The organism is Oribacterium sp. P9 (assembly GCF_046365365.1).
GTDB lineage: Bacteria > Bacillota > Clostridia > Lachnospirales > Lachnospiraceae > Oribacterium.
Genome location: NZ_JBKEIS010000001.1, coordinates 428,021 through 447,595, shown reverse-complemented (window position 1 = coordinate 447,595; position 19,575 = coordinate 428,021). Strand labels below are relative to the sequence as shown.

Annotated in this window: 17 protein-coding genes; 2 read left to right on the top strand and 15 right to left on the bottom strand. The window is 54.8% G+C overall.

Annotation, left to right across the window (positions count from 1 at the left end; genetic code table 11):
• Positions 1-30: 30 nt before the first annotated feature.
• Positions 31-2,025, bottom strand: coding sequence for an excinuclease ABC subunit UvrB (gene uvrB, locus ACK8P7_RS01855; protein WP_410042519.1), 1,995 nt, complete (start codon positions 2,023-2,025; stop codon positions 31-33).
• A 319-nt stretch (positions 2,026-2,344) separates the two neighbouring features.
• Here uvrB and leuB point away from each other — a divergent pair, with 319 nt between their 5' ends.
• On the top strand, positions 2,345-3,439 hold the full coding sequence (gene leuB, locus ACK8P7_RS01850) for a 3-isopropylmalate dehydrogenase (protein ID WP_410042518.1): 1,095 nt from the start codon (positions 2,345-2,347) through the stop codon (positions 3,437-3,439).
• Between the two features lie 65 nt (positions 3,440-3,504).
• Here the strand turns inward: leuB and ACK8P7_RS01845 are convergent, their stop codons facing one another.
• Positions 3,505-4,689, bottom strand: a complete 1,185-nt coding sequence (locus ACK8P7_RS01845; protein ID WP_410042517.1) for a hypothetical protein — start codon at positions 4,687-4,689, stop codon at positions 3,505-3,507.
• A 171-nt stretch (positions 4,690-4,860) separates the two neighbouring features.
• Positions 4,861-6,102: an SPFH domain-containing protein gene (locus tag ACK8P7_RS01840; RefSeq protein WP_410042516.1), complete on the bottom strand. Its 1,242-nt coding sequence runs from the start codon at positions 6,100-6,102 to the stop codon at positions 4,861-4,863.
• Between the two features lie 296 nt (positions 6,103-6,398).
• Between ACK8P7_RS01840 and ACK8P7_RS01835 the strand changes: the two genes are divergently transcribed.
• Positions 6,399-6,878, top strand: a complete 480-nt coding sequence (locus ACK8P7_RS01835; RefSeq protein WP_410042515.1) for an S-ribosylhomocysteine lyase — start codon at positions 6,399-6,401, stop codon at positions 6,876-6,878.
• A 292-nt stretch (positions 6,879-7,170) separates the two neighbouring features.
• On the opposite strand, the gene brnQ is transcribed toward ACK8P7_RS01835, so the two are convergent.
• The 12 genes from brnQ to pstC form a co-directional block, all read right to left on the bottom strand.
• The gene (brnQ, locus tag ACK8P7_RS01830; protein ID WP_410042514.1) at positions 7,171-8,295 is read right to left on the bottom strand and encodes a branched-chain amino acid transport system II carrier protein; all 1,125 of its coding nucleotides are present in this window, start codon (positions 8,293-8,295) and stop codon (positions 7,171-7,173) included.
• 77 nt (positions 8,296-8,372) lie between these two features.
• The gene (locus ACK8P7_RS01825; RefSeq protein ID WP_410042513.1) at positions 8,373-10,187 is read right to left on the bottom strand and encodes a DUF5722 domain-containing protein; all 1,815 of its coding nucleotides are present in this window, start codon (positions 10,185-10,187) and stop codon (positions 8,373-8,375) included.
• An 80-nt stretch (positions 10,188-10,267) separates the two neighbouring features.
• Positions 10,268-10,828, bottom strand: coding sequence for a hypothetical protein (locus ACK8P7_RS01820; RefSeq protein WP_410042512.1), 561 nt, complete (start codon positions 10,826-10,828; stop codon positions 10,268-10,270).
• Between the two features lie 182 nt (positions 10,829-11,010).
• Positions 11,011-12,231, bottom strand: a complete 1,221-nt coding sequence (tyrS, locus tag ACK8P7_RS01815) for a tyrosine--tRNA ligase (RefSeq protein WP_410042511.1) — start codon at positions 12,229-12,231, stop codon at positions 11,011-11,013.
• Between the two features lie 85 nt (positions 12,232-12,316).
• Positions 12,317-13,366, bottom strand: a complete 1,050-nt coding sequence (locus ACK8P7_RS01810) for a 3-deoxy-7-phosphoheptulonate synthase (protein ID WP_410042510.1) — start codon at positions 13,364-13,366, stop codon at positions 12,317-12,319.
• A 238-nt stretch (positions 13,367-13,604) separates the two neighbouring features.
• Complete coding sequence (locus ACK8P7_RS01805; protein ID WP_410042509.1) at positions 13,605-14,957, bottom strand: sensor histidine kinase; 1,353 nt, start codon at positions 14,955-14,957, stop codon at positions 13,605-13,607.
• A 19-nt stretch (positions 14,958-14,976) separates the two neighbouring features.
• A complete protein-coding gene (locus tag ACK8P7_RS01800) occupies positions 14,977-15,690 on the bottom strand; it encodes a response regulator transcription factor (protein ID WP_410042508.1) in 714 nt (237 codons plus the stop codon).
• 191 nt (positions 15,691-15,881) lie between these two features.
• The gene (gene phoU, locus ACK8P7_RS01795) at positions 15,882-16,646 is read right to left on the bottom strand and encodes a phosphate signaling complex protein PhoU (protein ID WP_410042507.1); all 765 of its coding nucleotides are present in this window, start codon (positions 16,644-16,646) and stop codon (positions 15,882-15,884) included.
• 11 nt (positions 16,647-16,657) lie between these two features.
• On the bottom strand, positions 16,658-16,864 hold the full coding sequence (locus tag ACK8P7_RS01790; protein WP_410042506.1) for a hypothetical protein: 207 nt from the start codon (positions 16,862-16,864) through the stop codon (positions 16,658-16,660).
• A gap of 13 nt (positions 16,865-16,877) precedes the next feature.
• Positions 16,878-17,630 (bottom strand): phosphate ABC transporter ATP-binding protein PstB, encoded by a 753-nt coding sequence (gene pstB / locus ACK8P7_RS01785; protein WP_410042505.1) that lies wholly within the window; start codon positions 17,628-17,630, stop codon positions 16,878-16,880.
• Between the two features lie 21 nt (positions 17,631-17,651).
• Entirely contained in the window at positions 17,652-18,476 is an 825-nt protein-coding gene (gene pstA / locus ACK8P7_RS01780; RefSeq protein WP_410042504.1) for a phosphate ABC transporter permease PstA, read from the bottom strand.
• Between the two features lie 11 nt (positions 18,477-18,487).
• Positions 18,488-19,387, bottom strand: coding sequence for a phosphate ABC transporter permease subunit PstC (pstC, locus tag ACK8P7_RS01775; RefSeq protein ID WP_410042602.1), 900 nt, complete (start codon positions 19,385-19,387; stop codon positions 18,488-18,490).
• Positions 19,388-19,575 lie beyond the last annotated feature (188 nt).

Below are 19,575 nucleotides of genomic sequence, written 5' to 3'. Positions count from 1 at the left end.
GGCAGCCTCACGAGGCTGCCCTTCTTCGATTCACTCCTCGCCTTTTGACTTTTTCCGGATTTCTTCGATCTTATCGCGGTATTTCATCGCATCCTCGAAGTTGAGCTCCGCAGCAGCGGCACGCATCTTCTTCGACAGCTCACGGATCAGCTTCTCGATCTCCTGATGCGTCATCGACTCCACATCCTTCTCTATGCCATGCGGATCATCCACATCGACGGCCTTTCCGATCGCGATCAGATCAGCGACCGCCTTATGGATCGTGGTCGGTGTGATACCGTGTGCTTCATTATACGCCATCTGGATCTTCCGGCGTCGCTCGGTCTCATCGATCGTATGGCGCATGGAATCCGTGATGGTATCCGCGTACATGATGACATGGCCATCCGCATTACGCGCAGCACGGCCGACCGTCTGGATGAGCGAGGTCTCCGAACGGAGGAAGCCCTCCTTATCCGCGTCGAGGATGGCGACGAGCGCGACCTCCGGGATATCGAGGCCCTCACGGAGCAGGTTGATGCCGACCAGCACATCGAACTTATCGAGACGCATGTCACGGATGATGGACGCGCGCTCCAGGGTGTCGATGTCCGAGTGGAGGTAGCGTACGCGGATATCGGCGTCCTTCAGGTACTTCGTCAGGTCCTCCGCCATGCGCTTCGTCAGGGTCGTGACGAGAATCTTATGCTTTCCCTCGATCTCACGATGGATCTGGGCGATCAGATCATCGATCTGTCCCTTCGTCGGACGCACCTCGATCTCCGGATCCAGCAGGCCGGTCGGACGGATGATCTGATCCGCCCGGAGAAGCTCATGCTCCGCCTCATACTCGCCCGGCGTCGCCGACACGAAGAGCATCTGATCGATCTTCTGCTCGAACTCCGTGAAATTCAGCGGACGGTTATCGAGGGCCGATGGCAGACGGAAGCCGAAATCCACGAGCGTCTCCTTCCGGGAGAGGTTTCCGTTATACATGCCACGTACCTGCGGCAGTGTGACATGCGACTCATCCACGATGACGAGATAATCATCCGGGAAGTAGTCCATGAGGGTATATGGCGGATCTCCCGGCTTTCCGAAGCTTAAGTGCCGGGTGTAGTTCTCGATGCCGGAGCAGAAGCCGGTCTCCTTCAGCATCTCGACATCATAGTTCGTCCGTTCCGCGATGCGCTGTGCCTCGATCAGCTTATCGTTATCCTTAAAGTAACGGACCTGCGCCTCCATCTCCTGCAGGATATTCTCGCACGCACGGTTCAGCTTCTCCTGCGGGATGACATACGGGCTCGCCGGATAGATGACGATGTGGTCCATGACCGCCGTCGCCTTCGCGGTGAGTGAATTGATCCTCGTGATGCGATCGACCTCATCACCGAAAAACTCGACGCGGTACGCCTCCTCGCCCTCCGACGCCGGGAACACGTCCACGACATCGCCCATCACGCGGAAGGTACCACGCTTGAAGTCGATGTCGTTCCGGTTATACTGGATATCGATCAGCTGACGGATGAAGTGATCCCGGTCCTTCCGGGCACCGTTCCAGACGGAGATCGCCATGTTCGCATATTCCTTCGGCTCACCGAGACCGTAGATGCAGGAAACCGAGGATACGACGATGACATCATCACGCTCGTTCAGGGAAGCCATCGCCGAGCAGCGCAGCTTATCGATCTCGTCATTGATATCCGAATCCTTCTCGATGTAGGTATCGGTCGATGGCAGATACGCCTCCGGCTGATAATAATCATAGTAGGAAACGAAATACTCGACCGCGTTCTCCGGGAAGAACTCCTTCATCTCGGAATACAGCTGTGCCGCCAGGGTCTTGTTATGTGAGATGATCAGTGTCGGCTTCTGCAGTCGCTGGATGATGTTCGCCATCGTAAAGGTCTTGCCGGAGCCGGTAACACCAAGCAGGGTCTCGAACTGATTTCCCTGCTTGAAGCCGAGCGTCAGCTTTTCGATGGCCTGCGGCTGGTCACCGGTCGGTGCATAGTCAGAATGAAGCTTGAATTCGTTGTGTTCCATAGCGCCCTCCAAATCGTTTTTTCAGTATAGCACAGAAGCGCTGCATTGAACACTTGTTTGGCGTGCTTTCAAGATTTTCTGTCATGGACAGCAGAGGCCGGAGGGGCGGCAGCAGAAACACAGTACTCCGAGCTCGGAAGACTCTAAGTCGGGACCCCTAAGCGGCACTAGGCCCTCTGCTGCGTTCATGTCTTGCATAACCGATCGGTATTGGAACTCGGCAGATAATAATGTAGAGTTATGGGTGTAGAATTCTGATGTAGGCATTGGCCTGCGATTTAAATACAGAGAGCCGCAAAGGATGCGGGGAGGAATGTCGATGAATGCAAAGATTGTGACGATACCGGGAGATGGCATCGGTCCGGAGATCGTGGCCGAGGCCCAGAAGGTGCTCGAGAAGGTAGCCGAGGTCTATGGTCACCAGTTTACGTTTGAGAAGGTGTTGATGGGCGGCTGCTCCATCGATGCATATGGTGAGCCGCTGACGGATGCGACGGTCGCGGCCTGCCAGTCCGCAGATGCCGTGCTCATGGGTTCGATCGGCGGCAAGGTGGGCCAGTCCCACTGGTATGAGCTGCCACCGGAGAAGCGTCCGGAGGCCGGGCTTCTGAAGCTTCGGAAGTCCCTCGGACTGTTCTGCAATCTCCGCCCGGCGCATCTCTATCCGGAGCTTCGGAGGGCGTGTCCGCTGCGCGAGTCGATCGCGGAGCAGGGCTTCGACGTGATGATGGTGCGTGAGCTCACCGGTGGTCTCTACTTCGGCGCACGGAAAACCGAAACCGTCGATGGTGAGGAGGTCGCAACCGATACACTCGTGTACCACGACTATGAAATCCGCCGGATCGCAAAGAAGGCCTGCGAGATCGCGGAGAAGCGTCACGGTCACGTGACCTCCGTGGATAAGGCCAATGTTCTCGATTCGTCCAGACTGTGGCGGAAGGTCGTTACGGAAGTGGCGACGGCGCATCCGGGTGTACAGCTCGAGCATGCACTCGTGGATTCCACGGCGATGCAGCTCGTCCGGAATCCGGGTCAGTTCGATGTTGTCGTGACCGAGAACATGTTCGGTGACATCCTCTCCGACGAAATGGCAGAGATCGCCGGCTCCCTCGGCATGCTGCCATCCGCTTCCCTCCGCGAGGACAGCTTCGGTCTCTATGAGCCGTCCGGCGGATCGGCACCGGATATCGCCGGTCAGAACATCGCGAATCCGCTTGCGACGATTCTGAGCGCAGCGATGCTGCTCCGCTACTCACTGAATCTCACGAAGGAAGCCGACGCCATCGAGGATGCGGTTGCCGAAGCACTTCGCACCGGCTTCCGCACCGGTGATATCATGGAAGATGACGTAGAGGGTCTCACCTGCCTGCACACCGACGAGATGGGGGATAAGATCGCCTCGCTCATCAGATAACGAAGCTTCCGAGCCCGAGTATAAAAAGAGGACTACCGCCGGCAGTCCTCTTTTCGTATACGTTTTTAATCCCCAAGCAGATAATACAGGAGCATGATGATCGCGATCACGGCGATCGTGGTCAGCGCTACCTTGATCCAGCTGATCGGCGTCTTGCCGGATACCTTTCCGGTCTGTCCGTTGACCATGAAACGATAGATCTTATCCTGGTAACGGAAGCAGGAGATCCATACCGGAAGCAGCAGATACTTATACGTTACATCGGCATACTTCGCCTCGATGCTGACTGAACGAACATCATCCGGGTTATGCTGATCACGGATATCATCTTCTGCAAGCTCATGCATCTCTTCATCCATGATGCTCTGCGCCTTCGGCCAGGCATCCGTCAGCTTCAGCGTATAACGCTCGGCCATAAAGCCGGCCAGATACTGCGGCTTGTATGGCTTCACATCATCTGTACGATACGGCTCCACCGACTGAAGTATATTCTGATCATAGCGATCCGAAGCGGTCACCAGCACATCATCGAAGAAGTGCTCGATCTCGCCGCTGCAGCCATACCAGTCCGTGACGATCTCGGTTTTCCCATCGTCCTTTTTCACGGTACGGTTGATACCATACTCACCGGTATAGTCACCGCTTGCCTCTGCATCGAAGGTCCAGTACGGCACATACACGCCATGGAATTTATCCGGCTCCGCACTCTCCTTCGCCAGCTTCGGGCAGAAAAACTTATGCCCGATCCAGGTCTTAAAGAGCTCTGCCGCACGCCTTTGATCGACATCGAAGGTCACCACCCCACCCGGTGCCATGATCTTCTCTTTCTGATCGCCGGCTTCCATCACCTGGGTCGATCCGCAGTACGGACAGACGTTTGCGATGGCGTTTGCGTCGTACATGATTTCCGCGCCACAGGACTTACAGATGACCGTCTTCGTCGCCGTACCCCAGTCGGTCGTCGCGGTGTCCTCCTTTCCGGTATAGGCATGCTCTGTCGCGACGAATCTGCCCTCATCATCGATCGTGCCGCTCTCCTTCGCTTCCTCCTCATGCTGGATCGCTTCGGTATAATCACAGTATGGGCACTTCAGCCCACCGGTCGATGGATCAAATTCGAGCGTTCCACCACACTGCGGGCACTTTCGATCCGTCTCCTGCAGGGTGTTCGTCATCGTGGTCTCGCGATCCTCGGCAGCGGATCCACTCGCGCAGTTCGTTACATTGGTATTCGCCTGTGCCGTCTGCATCTCTGTCCCTCCTTCCATTCTCATATGTATCTTCGATCTCACATTCGTCTCTCAAAGAGAAGACTTCGGAGACGCTGTCGCAGAATCCACCCTCCGAATGCCCCTGTTTCAGATACATATACAAAGTGCGATGTCCATTCGGACATCGCACCACAAATCTACTGCATCCGCTTACGCCTTCGGTGTTCCACAGTTCGAGCAGAAATTACCTGTATTGCCCTGATGTCCGCACTTCGGGCAGGTCCAGGTCGACGGCTGTGGCTTCTGGCTTCCACAGTTCGAGCAGAAGTTGCCCGTATTCACGGTTCCACATGCACAGGTCCAGCTGCCTGCCGGAGCAGCGGCAGCTACGCCAACACCTGCGGCCGCCGGTGACGGTGTCGTCGGCGGTGTCTGCTGCGGTGCGCCACCCATACCATAGAGCTGCTGACTGTTCATTCCACCGACCATGTTCGCCATGTTCATACCGGCGAAGGCCAACATCGGTCCGGTCGCGGTATTGTTCGCCGCATCCTTCATCGCCTGTGCCTGCGCAGCTGCGATCGTTGCGGCTGCCATCGTCGGATCCTTCAGTGCTGCGTTCATCTGAAGCACCTTGATGCGCTCTGCATCCTCGTCCGAAATCGTCGCGGAGCTGAGACCGAAGGCTGCGATTTCGATACCGTAGTTCTGTCCCCAGGTATTCGAAAGCTCCACATCCAGTGCCCGTGCGATGTCATCTGCATGCGCCGGAAGCTGTGAATAACGTACGCCCTGCTCGGATACAGCGGCGAATGCCGGCTGCAGTGCCGTAAGCAGCTCCGTCTTCAGCTGGCTGTCGATACGATCTCTCCGGAACTCATCGCTTACGTTTCCGCAGAGCTTCTTATAGAACAGGATCGGATCGGCCAGACGATATGCATACTCACCATGGCAACGAACCGCAACATCGGTATCGAGGTTGATGTTTCGGTCGATGATACGGAACGGAATCGGATTCTGTGTTCCATACTTGTTTCCGATGATGTCCTTCGTGTTGAAGAAGTAGATGCGCTGGTCCGTCGCGGTATCGCCTCCGAACGCCACACGCTTCTTCCATGTATTGAAGGAATCCACGATACCCTTCTTCAGTCCACCATAGAAAATCGACGGCTCGGTCGACGCATCCCATACAAACTTACCCGGCTCGGCACTGACCTCTACGATCGCACCGTTGTCGACGATGATCATACACTGACCTTCGTTCACCGCGATGATCGCGCCGTTCGTGATGAGGTTATCTGACTTCTTCGTATTAAATGCTCTTCTCGCCTGCCGCGCCTCGCCCTTCTTCATGAGGACGTCTTCTGTCAACGCATCGCAGTAAAAATATTCACGCCACTGATCCGAAAGAACAGATTCCGCAGCGCCTAAACCAACCTGTAAAAGGCCCATATTATTTCCTCCTTTTCGATAATACTCCGTCGAAACGGTTTCACGGCCATACTCTAGCTTTATTATAAGCGAGAACGCGGAAACGCTCAATCAATATCGGTGAAATCGAGGAAATTAATTTCAACTCTATATTTTCAATGATCCTCCGCTTTTTCATCATTCCGGCATTCATCCAGGCGCTGCCGAAGAAGCGCCACTGTACTGTGCTTCGTTTTCACGCACAGCTTGCGCACACCAGCGCTTTTTTCTATAATAATTGAACTTACACACTACTATTCTCTTCCAGGAGGTACACCATGGAAAAAATCGCAAGCTTTACCATCAATCACGAGAAGCTGGAGCCGGGCATCTACGTTTCCAGAAAAGATAAAGTCGGCGCCGAGACCCTGACGACCTTCGATCTTCGTATGACGAGACCGAATCGTGAGCCGGTCATGAATACCGCCGAGCTTCACACCATCGAGCACTTAGGTGCCACCTTCCTCCGAAACGACCCGGAATGGGCCGAGAAGACCATCTACTTCGGACCGATGGGCTGCCGCACCGGCTGTTACGTCATCTTCGCCGGCGATCTCAGCTCCCGCGACATCGTATCCGTCATCACGCGTATGTTTGAGTTCATCCGCGACTTCCATGACCCGATCCCGGGCGCGGCACCTCGCGACTGCGGAAACTACCTCGACCAGAACCTCGGCATGGCAAACTGGCTCGCGAAGCGCTACCTCGACGAAACGCTCTACGTGATCGATGACACGCATCTGGTGTATCCGGCCTAAAGCAAGCATGGAGGCAGAAAGGTTTTTTTAGCCATTGCCTGCGGTGTTAAAAATCAAAAACGGAACCCTAAGTGGCACTAGGCCCTCTGCAAACGACTGAGTTTTCTTTATGAAAACTCAGTGTTGCAGAGGGTGCTAAGGAAAATAAATCCAAGTGCCACTAAGGGTTCCGTTTTAAGATTTTTATACATCCTCGGCAGAGTCACAAAAACCTTTCTGCCTCTATGGTGCTTCTGCTGCCGGCCCTTCGAGGCCATGGCGAAACGAATAGCTTCCCCGCTCTTCTGACCGATTACTCCGCCTGGCGCTTCTTCACGAGGCCGAAGATCGTCACGGCGATGGCGATCGGACACATTACCTTCAGGACCGGGAAGGAGAAGCTCAGGATACGATACAGTCCGGCGCTGGAAATCACGAAGCTGAAGATCGCGAAGCCGAACAGCCAGGTCTTATAGCTGATCTTCGGCACCAGCTTATGGAAATACTCCGAGCCGCTGGACAGCAGTCCGCAGCAGACGTTGAAGCAGGCGATGAAGAAGATGAGTCCGGCGATGATCTGTCCCGCCGCACCGAAGCACTGCTGGATCGCATACGACAGGATACCGGCACCGGTTTCCGTCTCGGTCAGGAGTCCCGGAACGCCACTCGAGATCGCACCGATATAGGAGGTTGCGAAATATACAAGAGCCAGCATGACACCGGCGATGAGCCCGGCCTTCACCGTTTCACCTGCGATCGCCCGACGATCATGCACACCGAAATCCTCGATGTTCATCGCGATGACGAGTCCGAAGTTGAGCGCCGCCAGGATATCCATCGTCTGATAACCGGTCATGAAGCCGGTCATGATCGGATGCTCCTGATAGCCGATGGTGGATGGCGCTGCGACCGTCACCGGCAGCTTCATCACGGTTCCCACGAAGGTGACGACGATCAGTATGACCAGAATCGGCGTCATGATTCTGCCCAGGATATCCTTCAGCTTATTCGGGTGCAGGGCCACGAAGGTCGCACCGGCGAAGAATACCATGGAGTAGAGAATACGTGCCATCATGAGGACCGATCCGCTCTCAGACGGCAGGAACTGTGCGACCGCCATCTCGAAGGAAGTACTGCAGGTACGCGGGATCGCGACAAAGGGGCCGATCATCAGGCAGATGAGGACCGTAAACACTGATGCAAACACCGGATGGATCATCGAACCGAGCTTCACGAGATTATCATGCTTCGCGACGGCAGCGACGGCCAGAATCGGGAAGCAGACGGCGGTGATGGTCAGTCCGACCATCGCCAGAACCGTACTGCTTCCAGCCTGTGCGCCGAGAAGCGGTGGAAAAATCAGATTACCAGCGCCGAAGAACATAGAGAACAGCATGAAGCCGATCGTGATCGTCTGTCGAAATCCTAGTTTTTGCATAATTGCCTCCTCTAATAAAAAAATTATAGCAATTATAATCCCTATTTATCTATGGAGGCAAGTGTAAGTTTAAAACATCAGAAATGAAATCCCGGAATGGCCTGTGCCCAGTCGCTGATGCCGATGATGGTCTTCGCAAAATCCGATACCATGAGCGAGGTGTTCGGATCGTCGATGTACTTGAAGACCTCGCGCGCCGGCTTCGCGACGAGCGAGGCACCATCTGCGCCGACGGAAGACAGTCCGAAGTAGAGTCCATCCTTCGTTTCGGCGGCATTGTCCAGATGACGGGAAAGCATGTAGGCATCGATGTCCGGGTTGTTCTCGACGATATAGTGGCCATAGGCGACGGCCGCCGCCTGCTCCATCTGTGCGTCCTGTGTAAGCTTCCGGACGGAGCTGAATCCCTCCTCGGTCATGAAGATATTTCGTACCTGACCTCCCTTATCCAGCATATACTGACTGTGCATATAGTTCGTCAATACCGAAAGGTTTGCATAGCTGATGACCGGTGTGGTGAGGTCGTTCGTCACCTTGCCAGAGGAGAAATCATCCCAGAAATTCGGATCGGTCAACGGATACGGGTACGGATGGATCGCCAGTGCCCAGTTGGTCTTTCCCTCCTCCTGATCGATAAACATAAAGTTATCCAGCACATCCTTTCCCGGATACTTTCCGACCGATCCGGCCTCCGGTCGGATCGTCCAGTACTGATCCAGCGAGAACATGACATTATCGCTCGCCGAAACCGATTTGATGGCGGTATAGAACACACGGAAGGTCCGCTGGAAAATCCGCGTATAGTCCCGGACACTGTAATTTCCGACATAATTCCAGTACTGGTTATTGATCTCGTTTCCGATGACCCAGTTTGTGATCTTTCCGTACCCGTTATGCCCGTTGTAGCGGCTCGCAAGGAAGGTCGCCATCGCCTTCACCAGCTGGAAGCCATCCTCGGTTTCGACATTGAAGCCATAGTACAGCGCCGCATCGCTCGTGACCACCTTCGTGCCCGGACGGTAGAGCGCCGGCTGCGTCGGATTCCATCCATTTACGAGGTTTACCGTGACCGCCACCCCTGCGCCTGAAAGACGGCTGATCTCCTGATCCAGCTGCTGAATCAGGGCCGAATCGAAGGAATAGACTTTTCCATCATAGTTGTAGCTGACGCCGGTGCCGAAAAGCTGTGCGGTTGTGACCGGGATAAAGGCATGCTTGATCCCGAGGTCGATGGCATCATCGAGGATGTTCGGATCCACCAGCAGTCCCTTCTTCCCGCGGTTCAGCGCCGGCGACTGGTCTGCCGCGATCAGCTCCGGATTCCCGATGTAGCAACGGTTCGATACGATCTGATAGCCGTTCCCACTGGCGATGGCAACTACGAATGCATCATAGGTCCGAAGACTGTTCGGGCCGTCCTGCAGATCCGCCGTGAATTGAAGACTGCCGTTTCCGACCTCCTGCACCGCCAGATAGTCTGTCCGGCCATCGAGGTTCATCTGGTACGGCTTCACCGCAAACAGGTAGAGCTGCTGCCCGCTTCCGACGAGTGACGCTGCATCAACCGTAATATCGATGACCGCCGGATTTGCGGTATCGATCTCCGCTGACTGCACCGTCGCGTAGTGAGTGCCAATGCTCTGGTCCTGTGCGATCGTCGCTCCGCCCGTCGGTAGCGCCGCCGCTGCGCTCTGTCCGGCCGTCGCACTGTTTCCACCGCCCGGCAGGCTCATCTGGTACGCCGACACATCGACACCGCTGGCCGCCACGCTGCCTGCCACCGCCGTACCGGCACATGCCAGCACCATCGCGCCCGCCAGTACCAGTGCCGGCAGAAGCCTTCCTGTATCTGATGTTCGATATGAATCTTTATGTACTACATGATGTCTCATTCTTTCATCCTCCAAAAAAGCGGAGCCCTTTCGGTGCTCCGCCTCCATTCGTATTTCATATACCCATTTTACGGATGCAGCTACGCCGAAATCTTCAGCGCCTTCAGCTCCTCCTGTACACGCTCATACTCCGCCTTCATCTGCTCATAGGTCTGGTCATCCACGAGGCCGAAGTAGTAATCCTCGTAGAGCTTTCCGTCATGATCCAGATAGACGCGGATATCATAGCAGCGGTTCAGGAAATCATAGCCCGTACCATCCGCGGTGCAGCTCTCATAGACGTCCTCCGGGAGCATCGTCAGATCCTCGCCGATCTTCGCCAGCTTCTTCTGGACACGATTATGGATGCCCATATCCTGTCCCTCGACGAAGGAATTGATATAGAAAATCACATCCGTGCTCTCCATCGATGTGGACTCCAGATGGAAAGCCGCGTTATCGCGCACGATAAAAGCCGTTTTCGTCTGACGCGAAACCGGATCATTGACCTTACCTGTGATATAGTCGCTGTCGACGACCAGCTTTACCGGACTCTCCAGCTTGTTGGCGATCGTACGATTCGCCGCGAGTGCCGTCACCACCATCATGCAGGAAAGCATGGCCGTCAGCATCAGCACACGTATACCTCTCTTAAAAACCATGATTACTCAGGGCTCCTCTACTCAAAAAAATGAAAAATCAAATTTGAAAATTCACTTTTTAATATCTGTTTCTTGCATTATAAAGAAAAAACGGGAAGTGTTCAAGACACTTCCCGTTTTTGTAAGTTTATTGTAAGGAACGCCCCGGCGCCTGTGATGAACACAGACCGGCGGCCCCGCGCTTAGCTGAAGATCTTTACGAAGTTCTTCTTACCACGCTGAACGACGACGCCGTCCTTGAAATCCTCCGCGGTGAAGCTCTTCTTCACATCGGTGATTTTTTCCCCAGCGACCTGCACACCGCCTTGCTGCACATTCTGACGAGCCTCGGATCTCGACTTCGACAGGCCGGAAACGAAGAGCATACCGCAGATATCGATGCTGCCATCGCGGTAATCCTCTGCCTTCAGGGTGTACTTCGGCATATGCTCACTGTCGCCACCGCCGACGAAGATCGCCTTTGCGGCTGCCTCTGCCTTCTCCGCCTCTTCCTTACCATGGACGAGATCGGTGAGGGAGTATGCGAGTCTCTCCTTTGCCTTATTGAGGTCTGCGCCCTCCCACTTCGCCATCTCCTCGATCTCCTCGATCGGGATGAAGGTGAGCAGCTTCAGACACTTGATGACATCGGCGTCATCGACGTTTCTCCAGTACTGGTAGAACTCGTATGGTGTCGTCTTATTTGCGTCGAGCCATACCGCACCACCTGCGGTCTTTCCCATCTTCTTGCCTTCCTTGTTGGTCAGCAGGGTGATGGTCAGCGCATAGGCATCCTTGCCCTCCTTCTTACGGATCAGCTCGGTACCGGCCAGCATGTTGGACCACTGATCATCGCCACCGAACTCCATATTGCAGCCGTAGTCCTTATACAGACGGTAGAAGTCATAGCCCTGCATCAGCATGTAGGAAAACTCCAGGAAGGTCAGGCCCTGCTCCATACGATTGGTGTAGCAGCGTGCACGCAGCATATCATTGACCGAAAAGCACGGTCCGATCTCACGCATGAAATCCAGGAAGTTCAGATTACGCAGCCAGTCGGCGTTATTGACCATCTGGGCCTTGCCCGGTCCGAACTCGATGAAACGGCTCATCTGCTTCTTGAAGCACTCACAGTTATGATCGATCTGCTCGATGGTCATCATCTTACGCATATCGGAACGACCGGACGGGTCACCGATCATACCGGTACCACCGCCGACCAGGGCGATCGGCTTATTGCCGGCCTCCTGCAGACGCTTCATCAGGGTCAGTGCCATAAAGTGACCTACATGCAGAGAATCTGCCGTCGGGTCAAAGCCGATATAGAAGGTCGCCTTCCCGTTATTGACCAGATCACGAATCTCCTTCTCATCGGTAACCTGCGCAATCAGTCCTCTGGCTACCAGCTCCTCATAAACACCCATTTTACTTGCTCCTTATAAATCACATCTTTATAAACTTCAGGCTTCATCCCCTACAGGATCCTGCCCTTCAGGGGAACGCTCTTCTTTAATGATTAAAATCCGTTACAGATACATAATCATAGACCGTCGAGATCAGACGCTTCGTATCATCCCAGCCGATGCAGGCATCGGTGATGGACTTTCCGAAGATATGATCCTCCGGCTTGCAGTTTCCCTCTTCGATATAGGATTCTACCATAAGTCCCTTGACGAAACCAGCGAGCTCCGGAGAATACTTTCTGGAGTGCATGATTTCCTGAGAGATCCGCAGCTGCTCCTTGTACTTTTTCGCCGAATTGCAGTGGTTCGTATCCACCACGACGGCCGGATACACGAGATCCTTCTTCATATAGAGATCGTACAGAAGCTTCAGATCCTCGTAGTGATAGTTCGGAACGATCTGGCCGTGCTTCGACTGGGAACCGCGGAGAATCGCATGGGTATACGGGTTTCCGTCCGACTTTACCTCCCACTCGCGGAAGATGAAATCATGGGCATGTTGTCCCGCATAGATCGAGTTCAGCATGACGCCGAGGTCGCCGGACGTCGGGTTCTTCATACCCGTCGGTACATCGATACCGGACGCCACCAGGCGGTGCTGCTGGTTCTCCACCGAACGCGCACCGACGGCCACATAGCTCATGATATCACTGAGATAGCGCAGATTATCCGGATACAGCATCTCATCCGCGGTACTGAAGCCGGTCTGACGAAGCACCTCCATGTGCAGACGGCGGATCGCTCCGATACCGGCGAGCACATCCGCCCCCTTCTCCGGATCCGGCTGATGCAGCATGCCCTTATAGCCCTCACCCGTCGTACGTGGCTTGTTCGTATAAATACGTGGCACGATCATGATCTTATCCTGCACCTCGTCCGCAATCTCCTTCAGACGATTGCAGTACTCGAGTACTGGATCCGGATGATCCGCCGAACACGGTCCTATAATTAAGAGGAACTTATGTGAGTCCCCTCTGAAAATTGCCTTGATTTCCTCATCGCGCTCTGCCTTGATCTTCGCAAGGTTCTCCGGAAGCGGAATCTGCTCACGGATTTCTGCGCTGGTCGGAAGCTTCGATCTAAATTCAAATCCCATACTGGTCTCCTTCTTCTGAACGGGCCCTCTGCTGGTCCTTTCCGAGGACTGAGTCTGCCAATGTCTACATCCGGCACCTGCGCGCATAGCCACGAAGGTCCACTCAGCCGCATACCCGCAAGTATACGCGGAAAGAACCGCAAAATCAAGTGAACACGTGGCATGGTTCCCATTCCTTCTGATCTGTCACATAAAAGCAGTGCGGACAGGCAGCGATGCTGCCCGCCCGCACGGTATGTTACTTCGGGAAGGTGATGGTGATCTTCGTGCCGCGGTTCAGCTGCGAGCTGATGTCCACCTTTGCGTGGTGGAGCTCGGCGACGTGCTTCACGATCGAGAGGCCGAGGCCGGTGCCGCCGATGGCGCGGCTGTGGGACTTGTCCACCCGGAAGAAGCGCTCCCAGACGCGGTTCAGATCCTCCTCCGGGATGCCGATGCCGTCATCCTGTACCGTGATGGACCTGCCTTCACAGATGACGTAGACATGCCCATCCGGATGGTTGTACTTGATCGAATTATCGATGAGATTATAGATCATCTCCTCGATGTTCGTACGAACACCGGTGATTTCCGCACTGCCGCCCGACAGATCGACCGAAACCTGATGCTTCATCGCTTTATCGCGGAGACGATGGATGATTGTCTCCGAAAGGAGATAGAGATTCACCGGCTCCTGCTCCATCTCGACGCCGGCTTCCAGTCGGCTGAGATGCATGATGTCATCGATCAGCGCCAGCAGACGCTGGGACTCATCATAGATGGTCGTCGAGAACTCCTGCACATGCGCCGCATCGGTCACCATGCCATCCTTCATCAGCTCGGCGAAGCCGGAAATACTCGTGAGCGGTGTCTTGAGCTCGTGCGAGACATTGGCCGAAAATTCTTCTCTTACCTGCTGTGACTGTTTCACTGAATTCACAAATGGTCGTAGCTCCTCATAAACATCTTCATCCGTCAGGTCCACCGTCGGGGTATCCATCTTCTGAATCTGCTCTGCCATATGATCAAGCGGTGCCACGATCTGATGTGTCAGCCGGTTCGCCATCTGCGTCGCGAGCAGAAAAAGCAGCACCATGATGCTGAGAATCGCCGGCAGGATGCGGAGGAAGATCCCGATGATGTTCGAGGTTTCCAGGCCGAGGCGGATGACATATCGTCCGCCGGCGGTGAGCATCGCTGCATAGTGGGCATTTCGTCCGAGGGTCTTCGAGAGACGCACGGCATGCCCCGAGCCCTTCGTCATGGCTTTCTCGATTTCCGTCCGGTCGAGATGCGAGTCCATGGTTTCGGTGTTTCCCTTCGAGTCATACAGGACCTGCCCACTGCCCGCATCCACCAGGGTGATACGCAGCTCTGCATTCTTCGAGCGATGGATATCCTTCAGATACTCATTCAGAAAATCCTCTACCTTCTCGCTTCCCTCTTCTGCGATTTCATTGATGCCGGCACAGAGCGCATCGGTCTGCAGCATCAGATTCTCATCGGTCTGCTTATCGTAAAACCGAAAATACAGCACCTGGCTTGCGAGCGTACTGAGAATCAGTGCAAGCAGGGCTGTGATACATAGGCTTCTGTAAATACGCTGTTTCAATGTATATCCTCTTTAGTCATCAGTCTGCGCTCAGACGATAGCCGACGCCACGGACGGTTTTGATGTACTGCCCGGCTTCCCCCAGCTTCTGTCGAAGGGTCTTCACATGCATGTCGATCGTACGGCTCTCGCCCTCATAATCATAATTCCATACCTGACCCATGATCTGATCACGGGTCAGCACGAGCTCCTGATTATGCATCATATAGTCGAGCAGCTCGAACTCCTTCAGCGTGAGCTCCGGATGAATCTCCTCGCCGCCTTCCTGCACGCTTACCCGGTGCTTCGCCTCATCGAGGGTGATCTCGTGAAAGCGGAGCGCAGGTCGTATGACCTGCTCCGTCGCCTCCTGTACGCCACCCATCTTCGCGCGCCGGAGCAGAGCCTTGACACGGCTCAGCATCTCCATGACGCCGAACGGCTTCGTCATATAATCATCGGCACCGAGGTCGAGGGTGGAGACCTTATCCGCCTCGGCCGACTTTGCGGTCAGCATCATCACCGGAATCTCCGCGAACTTCGCGCTTCTCCGGAGACAGCGCAGGACCTGGATACCATCGATCCCCGGCATCATGACATCCAGCAGCACCAGTGCAGGCTCGAACTTCTCGGCATCATCAAGGAAGGTCTGGCCATCACTGAAGCCGCGCGCCTCGTAGCCATTGGCGGTCAGCGCATAGGTTATCAGCTTCTGAATACTCTCATCGTCTTCTACAACTGCAATTCTCGTCATCTCTTATCTCCTGTACTGTATGCATCCTGAACACCGCTGCATCCAGCACTGACCAGGGATGTCGGCGGAAGCCGATGCGTTTCGCTTTTCCCTATTATAAAAAACTCTGGAATACCTGACTACGACAGAATAGGAATTTTCTGTTTAAATTCTCGTCCAGACGTAACCGTTCCCTCAGGCAGGCCGTTGCTTTACTGTACGCGCTTGAAAACGCGTTCATCTCGGGCCAGCTTCTTTTCTTCCATGGTCTTCTGATCAAAGGTATACTTCGTCATCACCGGGCGCTCACCGGTGATGGAAAACTCCACCCACTCCGCTACATTCGTCGCATGATCGCCGATCCGCTCGAAATACTTCGCCACCATCAGGAGATCCAGCATCATCTCGCCACGATCCGGATACCTCGCGATCAGTTCGACGATTTCCTTCTTGATCTCGTCAAACATGTTATCCACAACATCATCCGATTCCTGCACACTCTTCGCAAGCGCGAGGTCCTTCTGGATGAAGGACTCGACGGCCCTCGTCACCATGCGCATCGTCGCGCTGGCCATATCCTGGATTCGAATCGTCGACTCCATACCATCCTGATCCTTACCATAGAGATACTCTGCGATATCGGCGATATCCGAGCACTGATCACCGATCCGCTCGAGATCTGAAATCATCTTCAGTGCCGAGCTGATGTAGCGAAGGTCCCTCGCTACCGGCTGCTGCTCCAGTAAGAGGCGGAGACACTCCGACTCGATCAGTCGCTCGAGCTTATCGATTTCCGCATCCGACTCATAAATTTTATTGATCATCTGACGGCTCTTCTCGCTGAGCTCTGCATTCTCTGCCGCTGCGATATCCTGCAGGGTCAGGGCCACCTGTCCGATACAGTTTTCACAGCAGGAGCCCATCTCAATCAGGTTCTGCTTCATCTCATCCAGCTGTCGATCCAACCTGCTACGCATCCTGTTCCTCCTTACATCTCACCATTCTGTACGATATTCTGTGTGCGGCGTACATCGCGCATGCGGTACACCTCTGCCTTTTCCTTCTTTTTCTCCCGGAGACTGTGCTCCAGCACGAAGCCGGCCTCCTGCAGCTTTCCTGTCAGAAAGCGACGCGGCTTCGCCGTCCATGTAAACCATGCAGCGAAGAGATCAAATAAATCATAGCTTTTCATCATCGTTTTCCTCTGATTAACCGAAACGTCCCGTGATATAATCCTCTGTCCGCTTGTCCTTCGGCATCGAGAACAGCTTCTCGGTCTTGTCTGCCTCGACCAGCTCTCCGAGAAGGAAGAACGCGGTCTTGTCGGAGATACGGGTCGCCTGCTGCATGTTGTGGGTGACGATGACGATCGTGAAATCCTTCTTCAGCTGCAGAGTGAGGTCCTCGATCTTCGAGGTGGAAATCGGGTCCAGTGCGGAGGTCGGCTCATCCATGAGGAGAACATCCGGCTTGACCGCGAGTGCACGGGCGATGCAGAGACGCTGCTGCTGTCCACCGGACAGGCCGAGTGCGGACTTTCCGAGACGATCCTTCAGCTCATCCCATATGGCCGTCTCACGAAGTGAGGTCTCGACGATCTCATCGAGCTCCTTCTTGTTGCGGATACCGTGTGTACGTGGACCGTAGGCAACATTGTCATAAATCGACATCGGGAACGGATTCGGCTTCTGGAACACCATGCCGACGCGCTTACGAAGTGTATTGACATCGACATCCTTCTGATAGATGTCCTGACCATCGAGAAGGATCTGACCGTCGACACGGCAGCCCTCGACCAGGTCGTTCATGCGGTTCAGTGACTTGAGGAGTGTGGACTTGCCACAGCCGGACGGTCCGATGAAGGCCGTGATCTCATTCGGCGCGATGCTTAAGTTGATGTCATGAAGCGCATGAAATGCGCCATAGTGTAAATTCACATCTTTGATTTCAAACTTATCCATAATCTTCGTTATTCCTTCTCCTTACGCCTTCGATGCGAGTTTCTTCGCCAGCATCGATGAGAGTGCATTGATCATCGTCACCACAAGAAGCAGTACCACGGCGGTTGCATAGGACTGGTTTGTATAGAGGCCTTCGTTCGTGAGTACATACATGTGGATCGCGAGGGTTCGTCCGGAGCCCATGATGGAGTTCGGGATGCCGGCGACCGTACCTGCGGTATAGATCAGCGCCGCTGTCTCACCGACGATACGTCCGATGGCGAGGATGATCCCCGCGAGGATGCCTGGTACAGCAGATGGAAGCACGATGGAAAAGATCGTACGAAGCTTGCCGGCACCGAGGCCCAGCGAGCCCTCTCTGAAAAGATCCGGCACCGCCTTCAGCGACTCCTCGGTCTGACGCATGATGAGCGGCAGGATCATGATGGAGATCGTGAGTGCACCACCCAGGATGGAGTAGCCGAAGTGCAGCTGGATGACGAACAGGAGGTATCCGAACAGTCCGTAAATGATGGACGGAATACCGGACAGGGTCTCGGTCGTGAGCCGAACCAGCTCGACGAACTTCGATCCGCGCTTCGCATACTCGACAAGGTAGATGGCCGAACCGACACCCATCGGGATCGCGATCAGAAGCGACAGCACCGTCATCACGATGGTGTTGATCATCGCCGGCATCAGCGAAACATTGTCCGTATTGTATTCCCAGGCGAAAAGACTCGGCTTCAGATACGGGATGCCGCGGATCAGGATGTAGATGATGAGGAACAGCAGGGTTCCGACGGTCAGCGCGGCAGCCAGCAGCGTCACCGCACGCAATAAAATGCTTTCAGTTTTCTGGTTCATGTCCTACCCTCTTAGTACTTGGATTCCGACTTGTGCTTGATGAAGCTAAAGATCAGGTTGATGCACAGCAGGAAGATAAACAGGACGACGCCCGTCGCGATCAGGGCTTCGCGGTGAAGGCCGACGGCATAGCCCATCTCGAGGACGATGTTGGCGGTCATGGTACGTGTTCCCTGAAAGATGCCCTTCGGCATACGCGGCTGGTTGCCGGCGATCATGATGACGGCCATGGTCTCACCGATGGCACGACCGACACCGAGGACGATACCGGCGAAGATACCGGAGCGGGCGGCCGGAACCATCACATGGAAGATGGAGCGCTCATGGGTCGCGCCCAGTGCGAGACTTCCCTCATAGTAGCTCTCCGGCACCGCATCGATGGCTGCCTTCGCACAGCTGATGATGGTCGGCAGGATCATGATGCCGAGCAGGATGGACGCCGTCAGAATCGACTTGCCCTTGCCGCCGAACGGCCGGGTCAGTACGGCGATGACCGGAACGATCACGACGAGGCCGAAGAAACCATAGACGACGGATGGGATACCGGCAAGCAGCTCGACGGCCGGATTGATGATTTTATAAACTCTCTTCGAGCAGAACTTCGAAAGATAAACCGCCGTCAGGATGCCGATCGGCACACCGACGAGGATGGAACCGAGGGTGACATAAACCGAACCCACGATCATCGGCAGGATACCGAAGATTTCGTTCTTCGGCTTCCAGACCGTGCCGGTCAGAAACTGCTTCACACCGATCTTCAGAATCGCCGGAATACCATTGGAGAAGAGAAAATAACAGATCAGGATGACGAGAAAGATACTCATACTTGCGAGCAGCATGAACACATATTTTGCGATGCTCTCGCGAACCGCTGCGGCGCCGCTGCCACGAAGCGGGTTGTCACCGGTCACACGCGCACTCGTTTTTTCCGCCTGCTGTGCATCCGCTCTTCCTGCAAGGCCCTGCGATACCGGCGTATTTCCCAGTACCTGATCGTTTGCGATGTTCATACACACAGAGGAGCCCGTTACCGGGCTCTCTGCAGCTGTTTCATGAACTTCGTGGACTACATGATGTAATGTAAGTTCGTTTTCCATAC

Coding starts and splice junctions, on each gene's coding strand:
- uvrB (WP_410042519.1), bottom strand. CDS start 2,025: ATGGAACACAACGAATTCAAGCTTCATTCTGACTATGCACCGACCGGT.
- leuB (WP_410042518.1), top strand. CDS start 2,345: ATGAATGCAAAGATTGTGACGATACCGGGAGATGGCATCGGTCCGGAG.
- ACK8P7_RS01845 (WP_410042517.1), bottom strand. CDS start 4,689: ATGCAGACGGCACAGGCGAATACCAATGTAACGAACTGCGCGAGTGGA.
- ACK8P7_RS01840 (WP_410042516.1), bottom strand. CDS start 6,102: ATGGGCCTTTTACAGGTTGGTTTAGGCGCTGCGGAATCTGTTCTTTCG.
- ACK8P7_RS01835 (WP_410042515.1), top strand. CDS start 6,399: ATGGAAAAAATCGCAAGCTTTACCATCAATCACGAGAAGCTGGAGCCG.
- brnQ (WP_410042514.1), bottom strand. CDS start 8,295: ATGCAAAAACTAGGATTTCGACAGACGATCACGATCGGCTTCATGCTG.
- ACK8P7_RS01825 (WP_410042513.1), bottom strand. CDS start 10,187: ATGAGACATCATGTAGTACATAAAGATTCATATCGAACATCAGATACA.
- ACK8P7_RS01820 (WP_410042512.1), bottom strand. CDS start 10,828: ATGGTTTTTAAGAGAGGTATACGTGTGCTGATGCTGACGGCCATGCTT.
- tyrS (WP_410042511.1), bottom strand. CDS start 12,231: ATGGGTGTTTATGAGGAGCTGGTAGCCAGAGGACTGATTGCGCAGGTT.
- ACK8P7_RS01810 (WP_410042510.1), bottom strand. CDS start 13,366: ATGGGATTTGAATTTAGATCGAAGCTTCCGACCAGCGCAGAAATCCGT.
- ACK8P7_RS01800 (WP_410042508.1), bottom strand. CDS start 15,690: ATGACGAGAATTGCAGTTGTAGAAGACGATGAGAGTATTCAGAAGCTG.
- phoU (WP_410042507.1), bottom strand. CDS start 16,646: ATGCGTAGCAGGTTGGATCGACAGCTGGATGAGATGAAGCAGAACCTG.
- ACK8P7_RS01790 (WP_410042506.1), bottom strand. CDS start 16,864: ATGATGAAAAGCTATGATTTATTTGATCTCTTCGCTGCATGGTTTACA.
- pstB (WP_410042505.1), bottom strand. CDS start 17,630: ATGGATAAGTTTGAAATCAAAGATGTGAATTTACACTATGGCGCATTT.
- pstA (WP_410042504.1), bottom strand. CDS start 18,476: ATGAACCAGAAAACTGAAAGCATTTTATTGCGTGCGGTGACGCTGCTG.